This window comes from Arthrospiribacter ruber (assembly GCF_019343195.1).
GTDB classification, from domain to species: Bacteria; Bacteroidota; Bacteroidia; order Cytophagales; family Cyclobacteriaceae; genus Arthrospiribacter; species Arthrospiribacter ruber.
On the sequence record NZ_RPHB01000010.1, the window covers coordinates 26,503 to 39,658 of the forward strand.

General features: G+C 42.5%; 10 protein-coding genes. 9 read left to right on the top strand and 1 reads right to left on the bottom strand.

What is annotated here, in order from left to right; genetic code table 11:
* The 8 genes from EGN73_RS18955 (at nucleotide 1) to EGN73_RS18990 (ending at nucleotide 6,996) form a co-directional block, all read left to right on the top strand.
* Nucleotides 1-1,911, top strand: a complete 1,911-nt coding sequence (locus EGN73_RS18955) for a RecQ family ATP-dependent DNA helicase (protein WP_219293290.1) — start codon at nucleotides 1-3, stop codon at nucleotides 1,909-1,911.
* Nucleotides 1,911-2,504 (top strand): hypothetical protein, encoded by a 594-nt coding sequence (locus tag EGN73_RS18960; protein WP_219293292.1) that lies wholly within the window; start codon nucleotides 1,911-1,913, stop codon nucleotides 2,502-2,504. Before EGN73_RS18955 ends, EGN73_RS18960 begins: the two co-directional genes overlap by 1 nt.
* Nucleotides 2,505-2,506: 2 nt before the next feature.
* Nucleotides 2,507-3,058, top strand: a complete 552-nt coding sequence (locus EGN73_RS18965) for an NUDIX hydrolase (protein ID WP_219293294.1) — start codon at nucleotides 2,507-2,509, stop codon at nucleotides 3,056-3,058.
* 14 nt (nucleotides 3,059-3,072) lie between these two features.
* Nucleotides 3,073-3,525, top strand: a complete 453-nt coding sequence (locus EGN73_RS18970; RefSeq protein WP_219293296.1) for an acyl-CoA thioesterase — start codon at nucleotides 3,073-3,075, stop codon at nucleotides 3,523-3,525.
* 74 nt (nucleotides 3,526-3,599) lie between these two features.
* A complete protein-coding gene (locus EGN73_RS18975) occupies nucleotides 3,600-4,268 on the top strand; it encodes a tetratricopeptide repeat protein (RefSeq protein ID WP_219293537.1) in 669 nt (222 codons plus the stop codon).
* Entirely contained in the window at nucleotides 4,268-5,239 is a 972-nt protein-coding gene (locus EGN73_RS18980) for an L-threonylcarbamoyladenylate synthase (protein WP_219293298.1), read from the top strand. The genes EGN73_RS18975 and EGN73_RS18980 overlap by 1 nt, the downstream gene beginning before the upstream one ends.
* A 68-nt stretch (nucleotides 5,240-5,307) precedes the next feature.
* Nucleotides 5,308-6,507 (top strand): phosphoglycerate kinase, encoded by a 1,200-nt coding sequence (locus tag EGN73_RS18985; protein ID WP_219293300.1) that lies wholly within the window; start codon nucleotides 5,308-5,310, stop codon nucleotides 6,505-6,507.
* A gap of 150 nt (nucleotides 6,508-6,657) precedes the next feature.
* Complete coding sequence (locus EGN73_RS18990) at nucleotides 6,658-6,996, top strand: hypothetical protein (protein WP_219293301.1); 339 nt, start codon at nucleotides 6,658-6,660, stop codon at nucleotides 6,994-6,996.
* Between the two features lie 44 nt (nucleotides 6,997-7,040).
* On the opposite strand, the gene EGN73_RS18995 is transcribed toward EGN73_RS18990, so the two are convergent.
* Complete coding sequence (locus EGN73_RS18995; RefSeq protein ID WP_219293303.1) at nucleotides 7,041-9,374, bottom strand: glycoside hydrolase family 3 protein; 2,334 nt, start codon at nucleotides 9,372-9,374, stop codon at nucleotides 7,041-7,043.
* Between the two features lie 199 nt (nucleotides 9,375-9,573).
* Between EGN73_RS18995 and EGN73_RS19000 the strand changes: the two genes are divergently transcribed.
* Entirely contained in the window at nucleotides 9,574-13,029 is a 3,456-nt protein-coding gene (locus EGN73_RS19000) for a ThuA domain-containing protein (RefSeq protein ID WP_219293305.1), read from the top strand.
* Nucleotides 13,030-13,156: the final 127 nt, after the last annotated feature.

The following is a 13,156-nucleotide window of genomic DNA, read 5'->3' on the forward strand; positions in this document are numbered from 1 at the left end:
TTGAAGGCCAAGGCATACCATATTCTCCAAAACGTATTCGGTTACAGCGACTTTAGACCTGGGCAGCTGGATATTGTCATGTCTGCTTTGGAAAGTAGGGATTGTCTTGCTCTGCTTCCCACAGGTGGAGGCAAATCAATATGTTTTCAGGTGCCAGCCTTGGCCATGGACGGAATTTGTGTGGTCATCAGTCCTTTGATTGCTTTGATGAAAGATCAAGTGGACAACCTCCGAAAAAGAGGAATATTGGCCGTTGCCATTTATTCCGGCATGGGTAAAAGAGAGATAGGTACGGCTCTTGATAACTGCATTTACGGCAATTATAAGTTTTTGTATGTTTCCCCTGAGCGGCTCAAAACAGAGATTTTTATAGAACGGTTCAAAAAGATGAAAGTCAATTTGATAGCCGTGGATGAGTCCCATTGTATTTCCCAATGGGGCTATGACTTTAGGCCTCCGTATTTGGAAATCGCCAAAATACGGGAGTTTCATCCAGCTGTACCCTGTATGGCACTTACAGCTTCTGCTACTCCTAAAGTCAAGGAAGATATCATAGAAAAATTGGAGTTAAAGAACCCCTCGGTTTTTGTAAAATCCTTTTCAAGAAAGAATCTAAGCTATACAGTGAGGTTTGCGGAAAACAAGCTGGAGAAAGCAATAGAAATAGTTAAAAAGGTCCCTGGAACTTCTATTTTTTATGTTAGAAACAGAAAAGGAACAAAAGATATAGCCCAGGCTCTTAGCCAAGTGGGTATTTCTGCTACTTTCTACCATGCAGGATTGGACAATAGTGTGAGGGAAGAGAGACAGAGCGCCTGGAAATCTGGAAAAATCAGGGTGATGGTAGCTACCAACGCTTTTGGGATGGGTATAGACAAAGCAGATGTACGTACTGTGGTACACCTTGACCTTCCCGAAAATCTGGAAAATTATTATCAGGAAGCTGGTCGGGCCGGAAGAGATGAACTGAAAGCCTACGCAGTCCTTCTTACCAATGAGCAGGATATCAAAACCTTGGAGGAGAGGGCTGCAATGGCTTATCCGCCTCAAGATTTCCTCAAAAGAGTGTACCAGTGCCTCGCCAATTATTACCGGATAGCTGTTGGCAGTGGAGGGATGGCAAGTTTTGATTTTGCCATTTCCGAATTTGTAGACACTTACCAGCTCGACCTGCTCAGTACCTATAATTCTCTGAAGGTGCTACAGGAGGAGGGCTTGATTTCATTGAATGAAAGTTTCTATTCTCCTTCTTCTCTCAAGTTTGATGTAAGTCAAAGTAAGCTGTATGAGTTTCAGATAGCAAATGCCAAACTCGAGCCTGTAATCAAAATGTTGCTCAGAACCTATGGCGGTGAGCTTTTTGTAGAGTTTATAAAAATTCAGGAGTCAAAGTTGGCCAAATCGATGAATCTGGCTGAAAAGGACCTGATCAGGATTTTGGAGCAGTTGGACGGCTTTGGCATTCTGACTTATTCCAAAAGAAAAGACCAGCCGCAGATCACTTTCATGACCGAAAGATATGATGCCGGCAGGCTGCCGCTCAATTTGAAAAGGATAGAGGAAAGAAGACAAAATACCATATCCAAGGCTGCTGCGATGGTGGCATATATCCGGGAAGATAAATCCTGCAGGGCAAGCCAGATTTCTAACTACTTTGGTGAAAATACAGAAGCTATCTGTGGGATCTGTGATGTGTGTTTGGCCAAAAAAAAGGCCTTGGGTCAAAAGGATGATCAGCTCAAACAGAAGATCCTTCAAACTTTAAAGGGAGGAATACTGTTTTCATTACAGAATATCCGGGAAGTACCGGGATTGAAAGGAGACAATTACACGCTAAGGGTTTTGAGAGAATTGGAGGAAGAAGGGCTGATTTTTTGTGAACCTGATGGTGTATATAAACTGAGAGATTGATGGCTTCATTTATAGATGACGTGTTGGGGAAGCTTTTCCCAAAGAAGGATAAAAACCTCAACATAAAGGAAAATTTTGTTCAGACAGAAGAAAACAAAGAAACGGTAGAAAAGTGGATGGAATCCCCGGAAGGGAAAAATACCATGGCATTGATTTCCAAGAATTACCATTTCAAAACTTCCGGAATGAACAATACTCCTGAGGTACACATACTGAACTCCCCCTATGCAAATGGATTTGCCGTTTCTTTCGATGCACCTCTTACAGAAAAAACTTTTTCCAATCTTTTCTTTGCTTTTGGTAGGCGAATAGTAGATTTGGGGTACACTAGGGTAAGTCTTGACCGTAAGATTGAAGATGTAAATGACAAAGTCAGGACTACCGAAAAGCAATATTTCAAACCCCCTTTAAGCGCAGCTGATTTTTCAAAAAAAATCAGCCAACTCTACGGAAATGTCAGCGTAGAAAAGGTGAGCATTAACGATGAACCCAGCTACTTGAAAGTGTTGGTCACCGTTTACTCTGACCACCTTTATCAAGATGCATTTCCTTTTGAAGAATTTATAGACCATCTATTCATATCTCAATCCTGATTATGGACCGAATTACTCTAAGAAAAAACCTCCAGCAGTACAGAACTCCATTTGAGGAAGAGGCTGCCTTTATCCGGGATTTTGTGGATCTGACCCATGACGAACTGGCGTTTGGCAGGGAAAGACTTCATGGACATTTTACTGCATCGGCATGGATAGTCAATAAAAGACGTACCCATACCCTGCTTACCCTACATCGCAAATTGAACAGGTGGCTTCAACTTGGCGGACATGCAGATGGAGAGGAAAACCTGCAATTGGTAGCCATGAAGGAAGCTGAGGAGGAAAGTGGCCTGGCCTCTCTGAGGCTAGTGGATAGAGGGATTTTTGATATTGACAGGCATGTCATTCCCCAAAAGGGAGAAACTCCGGAGCATTTTCATTATGATGTAAGGTTTTTAATCGAGGCAGAAATTCAGGAGCCATTGACTATATCGGCAGAAAGCAAGGATTTAGCTTGGGTGCCTTTTGACGCTGTGGCAGATCTGGTTCACCACAATGCCTCCATCTTAAGAATGCTTGAAAAAACCAGTAAGTCGGAAATTTTACTTTAATCAAAAAAGATTACATGAAGGATAAATATAGCTTGGAGGATGTGAAGTCCTCTTTTTCTTTTTCAGTACCGGTTCAGATACGTTTTTCGGACATAGATGGATACATGCATGTCAATAATGGTATTTATTTCAGTTTTTTTGAACATGCCAGGGCTTCTTTTCTGTATGAAGTCTGTGGCTGGGATGTGATGGATATAGGGACTGTGGTGGCCAATATCAACATTGCCTACAAGCAGCCTATACATGCATTTGATGAGCCTTTGGTATATGTGAGAATCAAAAGTGTAGGCAATACCTCATTTGTAATGGAGCAGGTCATCATGGGTATGGCCAAAAATCAGGGGGAAAGGATTTTTGCCCATGCTGAGACAGTAATGGTAGCGGTTTCAATGAAAGATATGAAGCCCGTGCCTATTCCTCAAAAGTTCAGGGCTAAAATGGAGTCCTCTGCCTCCAATGCTTTTTAATTCCTTATCTTTGCGCAAAAAAATAACTGATTGTGAAAAAACTGTTCTGCTGGCTAGTGCCCATATTGATAGTAATGTCTTGTAGTCCATCTGATGAAGAACTTTTTGAAGAAGGAATTGTAAAGATGGAAGAAGGCGAATACCAAAAGGCTATTGAATATTTTGACAGGGCTTTGGATAAAAATCCTGAATATACTTCTGCGTACAATGCTAAAGGGGTTGCCCTTTATCAGCAGAAAAAGTATGATGATGCAATCGAGGCTTTTACTGCGTCCATTGACCTGGATGATACTTCATACAAGCCTTTTTTCAATAGGGGCAATGCCTACTTGGAAAAGAAGGAGTTCAAAGATGCGGTACTGGATTATAACAAAGCCAACGGTTTGGATCCGCAGCAAGGTGATATTTACTACAACAGAGGTTTGGCGCTTCTGGCCCTCGAAGAATATGAAGATGCCATTTTTGATTTTGATGTAGTCTTGCAGGCCAATCCGGAACAACCACTGGTGCATTTCAATAAAGCCAAGGCTTTATTGGCAAATAACGACCCTGTAGGGGCAATTGAGTCTCTTGTGACCACTGTCAATTTGGATAACAGAAATGGAGCCGCTTACTATTTACTTGGAGTCACACAAATGTCTGCTTTTGGTCAAAAAGAGGATGGTTGTACCAACCTCAAAATGGCTTTGAGCCTTGGTTTTCCTGAAGCCAAAGAATGGGTGGATGAATTTTGTCAGGACTAATGGCGGAAATAGGTGAAGATATCAGCCTGGCCAAGTCTCTTTTACTTAAAGGAGACTTGGTGGCAATACCGACCGAAACCGTGTACGGTCTTGCAGGAAATGCACTTGATGCAGATGCCGTGGCCAGGATTTTTGAGACTAAAAACAGACCTAGCTTTGATCCTTTGATCATTCATACGGACAGCCTTGAGAAAGTGAGTCGATTTGTGACTCATATTCCGGCGCCTTTGGAAAAGCTTGCCGAAAAGTTCTGGCCAGGTCCCTTGACCCTATTATTGCCCAAAAAGTCCATTATACCTGATTTGGTGACCAGTGGTCTGGAAACCGTAGCTGTCAGAATTCCAAGCCATCCTTTGACAAAGTCTTTACTTGAAACGCTGGATTTTCCGCTGGCAGCACCAAGCGCCAATCCTTTTGGCTACATCAGTCCCACTACTGCCCAACATGTTGAAAGCCAGTTAGGAGAAAAAATCCCTTACATTTTGGATGGAGGAAGCTGCAAAGTAGGACTGGAAAGTACGATTGTAGGGCTCGAAGATGGTCAGGTCAAAGTGTACAGACTTGGGGGGTTAGAAATTCAGGCTATTGAAAACCTGGTCGGAAAAGTCCAAGTGGTGTTACATTCCAGTAGCAACCCCAAATCTCCTGGAATGCTGAAGAGCCATTATGCACCGACCAAACCTTTTATTTTGGGAGAATTAAATGAAATGGTCGACAAGTATCTTCTCTCGGGTACAGATTTTGGAGTATTGAGTTTTGGGAAGCATTTTCCAAAATTGTCAGAAAATAGACAAATCAGCCTGAGCGACACCGGAAGCACACATGAAGCTGCCAAAAATTTATTTGCTGCCATGAGGGCTTTGGATAGCTTGGATGTTTCTGTAATTTTATCGGAGCTTTTGCCCGAAGAAGGACTGGGCCGTGCAGTAAATGACAGACTGAGAAGAGCAGCTGCGACAGAATCAGATTGATTTTGTCCTCATTTTAAAAAATAGAATAGTAAATAAAATAGACTATCAAACCTTATAATAACACAACCATGAATCAAAGAATCAAAAGTGTAGACAATCTGGATTTTAGTGGAAAACGTGCCCTGATCAGGGTAGACTTTAATGTTCCGTTGGACAATCACCAGAATGTCACAGATGATACAAGGGTAAGGGCTGCGGTTCCTACCATACAGAAAATTTTGAATGACGGAGGTTCTGTCGTTTTGATGTCCCATTTAGGAAGGCCGAAATCAGGTCCGGAGGATATTTTTTCTCTAAAGCACGTGGTCAATTCTTTGCAAAAAAACCTTGATCAAAGTGTAAAATTTGCTCCAGATTGTATCGGTCAGGAGGCAGTAAATCTTGCAACTGGATTGAAGCCCGGTGAGGTGCTACTTCTGGAAAATCTGAGATTTTATAAAGAAGAGGAAAAAGGAGATGAAGGTTTCGCTGAAAAGCTTTCCAAGCTGGGAGATGTGTATGTGAACGATGCATTTGGAACTGCGCACAGAGCACATGCTTCCACAGCAGTGATTGCCAAGTTTTTTGAAACCAAAGCTGCAGGCTATTTGATGAGATCTGAGCTGGAAAATGCTGACAAGGTAATGGAAAATCCAGAGAGACCTTACACAGCAATTATGGGTGGTGCCAAGATTTCGGACAAAATTTTGATCATCGAACGCTTGCTGGAAAAAGTAGATAACCTTATCATAGGTGGTGGGATGTCATATACATTTTCCAAGGCCAAAGGTGGAACTATTGGAGACTCACTTTGTGAGGAAGACAAAATAGATTATGTAAGGGAATTGATGAAAAAGGCAGAAGATAAAGGTGTAAAGATCATCCTTCCGCTGGATACTGTTATTTCCAAAGCGTTTGCCAATGATGCCGAGCAGGGATTGGCCAAAGCTGGTGAAATTCCTGATGGATGGATGGGCTTGGATATCGGGCCTGAGACAAGAAAGCTATTTGCTGAGGTAGTAAAATCTTCGAAGACCGTACTTTGGAACGGACCTATGGGAGTCTTTGAAATGAGCAGCTTTGTGCACGGTACAGTTGCTGTGGCTGAAGCCATTGCTGAAGCTACACAAAACGGAGCGTTCTCACTGATTGGTGGAGGTGATTCAGCAGCTGCAGTCAATAAGTTCGGATTTACCGATAAAGTGTCTTACGTTTCTACGGGCGGAGGAGCACTTTTGGAACATATGGAAGGAAAAACCCTCCCTGGTGTAGCAGCACTGATGCCTTAATACAAAATACATTTATATTTCAACCCGGTAATGCCACGTGCTTGCCGGGTTTTTTTATGATTTATGATGGAATTTGAACCATAATTACCTGTACTTCATAAGTATTCTCTAAATTAGGCGCGGATATCAATCGCCCAATCGTCAGTAAGAATGTTGAGAAGTGTACAGTTTTTTTTATTTGTCAGCCTGATAATGCTATCTGGCTGTATGGAGTATGAAAAAATCAATACTACCTGTGAAGTGTTTTTGCGTACTGAAGATGGTTCTGAATGGTTTTATGAAATCAATGAGGACATTCGAAGGAACAAAAAAACAGGTGTATTTACCTACAGGGATGAAGAAGGGAAGCTTTGGTCAATCTCGATGGACGCAGATGGGAACTACTGGTCAAAGAGTACAAACGAACGCCCTATCCGTGTAGATAGGATAGTTTGCGGAAACAGGGTCTATCTCGAACAGGAAGAAGAGCAAAATGAAGAAGCCGGGTAATCATCCCGGCTTTTTATTATTGGTGGTTTTTAAATCAATTTGGATTATTTTTTCTTGTATTTCCTTACGCGCTCATCTTCAATCTTTCCCGACCAATTGAGTCCAAAGGCAAAGTCGTACTTGTTGCCTTGTTCGTCCACATGGCATTCCATATCATGAGGCACGTCTTCAAATTGTAATTCTACAGTTTTCATGTTTGCAGGCATTTGTATGGGTAGTAGCCCTGACGGTTCTGTCTTTCCCGTTAAAAGGTCTAATACCACTTGGTCCTGCACTCCAAAGTGCAATAAAATTCCATCGACTTGGTTTTCAAATTCCGAAAAAACCAAAGGATTACCGGTTTGGATGACTGTAATTACTGGCTTTTCTCCCATTGCTTTTTTGGTAGTCAATAAGGTTTCCAATTCTTTGAAATTGGCAGCGGTAATGTTTTTTCCTTTGTAAGTTCGGTTGGTTACTGTTGGGGCAATTACCGGGTCTCCGGCAGCAATGCTCTGGGCTCTTGCATGTTCAGCCCTGTATGGGCCGTATTGAAGGCTGATAGGAACGTAGCCAGTTCCTCCTTTTTCTCTGTCCTCAGGGTCGTATCCTGTACCTGATTCCGGATTACTCATAAAGACCAAAGCGACTTCAGCTTCTTCCGGGCTTTTGACCAATTCAAAATAATTTTTGGCAATGGCCAAGCTGATAGCATCCTCCCATTTTTCTTCTGACCTTACTCCCCACCAATTGGTAGTGGAAGGGATGAATTTTTGAGGGATATACACCTTAGTTTTTTCCTTAAGAGGAAGGATGGATTCCTTATTTTTCAACATCACTACAGACTTTAGCTGGGCCTGATAGCCCTCTTCCATAAAGTCTGCTTTACCTACTGTAGCCTTGGTTTCAGCAGGATCCAAATAAGGGTTTTCAAATAACCCGGCCTGAAATATATTTCTGAGAAGTCTTACAGCTGATTTTTCAAAGCGTGCTCGCATCCATTCTTCACCATGCGCTTCAACTCCCATTTGGTATGCCGCTAGGACAGGTTTGATGTCATTATTACCACCAAATTGATCTGCGCCGGCCATGATGACTTGATAATGCCTTTCATCAATTGTTTTTTCCTCCATTCCCCAAGGTTTTCCTCTAAAATCTTCCGGGTTTGGGCCTTCGTTGCCAGTTACTCCCCAATCGGTACAAACTACCCCCTCATAGCCATATTCTCCCCTGAGGAGATCTGTGATCAGGTATTCATTAAAGGCATTGGCGGTGTTAAGTTTGTTTTTAGTATCCTGATTATAGGAAATAGTGTAATAAGGCATGACTGCTGTGGCGGATTTGGTTTTACCATTGAGTTTAAATGCTCCCTCCGTAAATGGCTTCAGGTGATCTTTTAAATTATCACCTGGGTAAACCGCAAATTTTCCATAGGAAAAATGCCCGTCTCTGCCACCTTCTTCAGGGCCTCCTCCAGGCCAATGTTTTACCATTGCATTGACACTGTGAAAGCCCCATCCATTGTTCGTTTCCTTTTCTCCTTTGGAAGTCTGGAACCCGTCAACATATGCCCTCGCCATATCGGTGGATAAGGTAGGATCCTCACCAAAAGTCCCTTTCAACCTGTTCCATCTTGGTTCGGTACCCAAGTCAATCTGGGGGGAAAGGGCAGTGGTCAGACCTAAAGCTCTGTATTCTATTGATGCTACTTCTCCGAATCTTTCCACTAAGCTTGGATCAAACGTGGCTGCCAAACCCAAAGATTCTGGCCACATGGAGATAGCTCCCCCTGCACCGGCGTTGTATTCCGTACTGGCCACTGGGCCATGTCTTGGGTCAGAACTGTTGTTGGCAGGGATGCCCATTCCAAGTGCTTCTACAAATGCTTGGGCCTGGTTGTTCCATTTTGCGGCCACTTCCGGGGTTTCCACCCTTGTCAGCAGTACATGTCTTAGGTTGTCTTCAGTCAGGAATTTCTTTTGTTGGTCGGAAAGGGAATAAGATGGCAAACCACTTTCTTCCAGGTTTTTGCCGTCATAGGTTCCAGCTCCAAATCCGCCAGATGCTGCAGGGATGGATTGGTGGGAGCTATATAGCATCAAGCCTGCGATCTGTTCTATTGAAAGCTTTGAAGCCAGGTCTTTGGCTCTTTCTTCGTAACTGAGTCTCCAATCTTCGTAAGGATCAACTTCTCCGTTTTTGTTCAGGTCTTTAAATTTAAGCCCATCTTTATCCAAAAGATTTATTCCGGAGTTTTTCGAGTAGCCTAGAGTTGCTCCCTTGCTTTGTGTGATTATAGTTATTCCTTCTTCCAACTCCTGTTCTTGAACATTGTTGGAATCACAGGAAGAAAATGCTATGATAGACAGTAAGACAGCTGCCAAATTATTTGTTTTCATCATTTTAGGGTTTAAAGAATTCAAATATATTCCAAAATGTAAAAAACACACAATGATGTTTGTTAATTTAATGAATTGGGTATTTATTTGGGATTAAATAGTTTACAACTACCAATCCTAATATGTATATTCCTTTGATAAGATTAGTTTATCTAGTAAAGGATATTTCCCATTATCTTTCTCCCAAACTATTAAACCTATGATAACCTCTAAATGCCTAACAAGATGCATTCTTGCATTTGTATTTCTCCCGTTTTTGTTTTTTTCCTGTAGCAATAAAAGAAGCGGAGATCCCAAAGTTTTGATTTTCAGCAAAACGGCCGGTTTTTACCATGAGTCTATTCCTGATGGAATAGCTGCTATTATGAAACTCGGTGCAGAGAATGGATTTCAGGTGGATACCACTACTAATTCAGAACTGATCAACGAAGAAAATCTGGCCCAATACGCAGCCGTGATCTGGCTCAGCACTACAGGTGATGTGCTCAATCACTATCAGGAAGCTGATTTTGAGCGATACATTCAGTCAGGTGGGGGGTATGTAGGCATTCATGCCGCAACAGATACAGAATATCATTGGGGTTGGTACAATAGACTTGCCGGAGCATATTTCTGGAATCACCCTGGGATGGGAGATCCTCATCCAAATGTACAGGATGGTTCCATTAATGTGACGGACCGTACGCATCCTACTACCAGATTTTTACCTGAAATATGGAACAGAAGAGATGAGTGGTACAGCTTTAAGCAAATGAACCCTGATGTCAATGTTTTGATGGATATAGACGAAGACAGTTATCAGGGAGGTTACGCCATGGGGCATCACCCGGTAGCTTGGTATCATGATTTTGACGGTGGAAGGGCATTTTATACAGCTGGCGGTCATACCTCTGAATCTTTTCAGGAAGAACTTTTTCTAAAGCACATTTTGGAAGGCATCAAGTATGCGATGGGAGACAATAAGAAACTGGATTATTCCAAAGCCAAAACAAAAAGAGTACCTGAAGAAAATAGGTTTGAGAAGACAGCATTGGTAATGGGTGAATTCACCGAGCCAACGGAATTTACAATTTTGCCGAACTTGGACATTTTAGTAGCTCAGAGGAGAGGAGAAGTATTACTCTATAAGAACGGAGACAGTACGGCAAGAGAAGTAGCCAAGCTGGATGTGTATTGGAAAACGGACATACGCGGGGTCAATGCCGAAGAAGGTCTTATGGGAATGCAGAAAGATCCGGATTTTAAAAACAACGGGCACGTTTTCGTTTTCTATGCTCCTAGTGGCGATAAAGAAATCAACAGGCTGTCAAGGTTTACTTTTAAAAATGATACTTGGGACATGGAATCTGAGAAGGTGGTTCTGGAATTTTACTCCCAGAGAAACATCTGCTGTCATACCGGTGGATCAATAGCATTTGACAAAGATGGATTACTTTATTTGTCCACAGGTGACAACAGTACTCCTTTTGACCAATCCAATAGTACTTATGTCAACAGAGGGTTTGCTCCTTTGGATGATCGTCCCGGATTTGAGCAGTTTGATGCGAGAAGGAGTTCAGGTAATTCCAATGACCTAAGAGGTAAAATCCTCAGAATAAAAGTCAATCCTGATGGTTCTTATGACATCCCTGATGGGAACTTGTATCCAAAAGGTATGGATAAAACTAGGCCCGAGATATATGTGCAGGGCAACCGTAACCCATATAGGATTACAGTTGACCAGAAAACAGGGTTTCTTTATTGGGGAGAAGTAGGACCTGATGCCAGTGCTGACAGTTTGGATACAAGAGGGCCCATGGGTTATGATGAAGTCAATCAGGCCAGAAAGGCAGGTAATTTCGGCTGGCCTTATATTATTGCAGACAATTACTCTTATGTAGAGTATGACTATGGAACTGGTGTTTCAGGTATTACCTATGACCCTGCCAAGCCAATCAATAATTCCAGAAATAATACAGGGTTAAGAGAACTGCCTCCTACTGAACCGGCATTTATCTGGTATCCTTATGGTGCTTCAGCAGAATTCCCTCAAGTAGGTACAGGAGGGAGAAACGCCATGGCAGGTCCGGTATATTATACGGACATGTTTCCGAAGGATACAAGATATCCTGATTATTACGATGGAAAGCTCTTCATCTATGAATGGGTGAGGGGTTGGATTAAGGTAGTAACCATGAAGCCGAATGGAGATTTCGATAAAATGGAGCCATTTATGTCCACTACCAAATTGAACGGATTGATTGATATGGAAGTGGGGCCTGATGGTAAACTTTACCTTTTGGAGTATGGAAATGGCTGGTTTACCAAAAATCCCGACTCCGGATTGTTTAGGGTAGATTTCAATGACGGTAATAGAACTCCAGTGGTGGCGGGGATTTCTGTGGACAAGACCTCTGGCTCATTGCCATTCACCGCTACTTTTACAGCAGATGCTAGTGATCCTGAAAATGACCCTCTGACTTATGTGTGGGATTTGGGTAACGGAGTAGTCAAAACTACATCAGAACCTAAACTGCAACACACTTTTGACAAAGTGGGAGACTATGATGTGCAAGTGGAGGTGAAGGATCCGAGCAACCTTAGCGCAAAAAGTGGTATTGTGTCGGTTTATGCCGGTAACGTTGCTCCTGAAGTGAATATCAAGCTTCTAGGAAATCAGACATTTTATTTCCCTGGAAGTCCTGTCAAATATACGGTTTCCGTAAATGATCCTGACGATCCTGAAGCAGGAAGTGATTTGTCTACGCTTTATGTATCTGCAGATTACATTTCTGGACTTGATCAGGCAGAAGCTTCAAAAGGCCACTTGATCATGACAGATGCCATGACCGGAAAGAGCCTTATCAGTTCTCTGACCTGTAAAACCTGTCACAAAGAAGATGAAGCTTCCATAGGTCCTTCCTATACAGAAGTAGCAAGAAAGTACAGGAGAAATCCGAACGTGACAGATTATCTTGTCAATAAAATCCAAAAAGGTGGAGGAGGTGTTTGGGGAGAAACGGTCATGCCTGCCAACCCGGAACTTTCTTATTCTGATGCCAGCAAAATAGTAGCATACATCACCAGTCTTGGCAGGAGAGGGGCAGAAGAAAAGCCATCACTTCCGGCTGAAGGTAATGTAGACCCTCTCGTGGGTAAGCCTGCAAGCGAAAATGGTGTGTTTGTGCTATCGGCCAGTTTTACAGATAGAGGAAGTGAAAATATTAAGCCATTGACTGGTAATACTGCTGTTACCTTGAGGAGTCCTTCTATGGATTTTTCACAGGTCAAAAATTACGAAGGCTTTAACAATGTGTCTTTTGGTGGCAGGACTTTACTTATTGCGCCATCAGAAGGAAGTGGCTACTTCGAATTGCCGGAAGTAGATTTGACCGGAGTGAAGTCTCTGACTTTGATCGGAGGTGGTCAGGAAGCGACTACAGTTGGGTATCAGATAGAAATCAGACAGGATTCTCCAACTGGAAATAAGTTGGCAGAAGGAACATTCAAAACACAAAAAGGAATGGGGCCTGAAGGCAGACCAATGGGTATGTTGCAACTCAACCTAAATGAATCTGGAGACTCCAAGCCTCAAAAATTGTTTATAATCTCTAAGCCTAAAGAAGGCGAAAGTGAAATGGCAGCTTTCTACTCAGTGGAGTTCAAAGCCAAGTGATCTAAGCCTAATGAAAAGTAAAAGAGGCTGTCTCTGAATCGAGAGACAGCCTCTTTTCGTTTTGAATCTTGGATTGTCTTCCCCTGACAATTTTCCGTTCTGGTTTTTTAAGTCACTGATACAAATA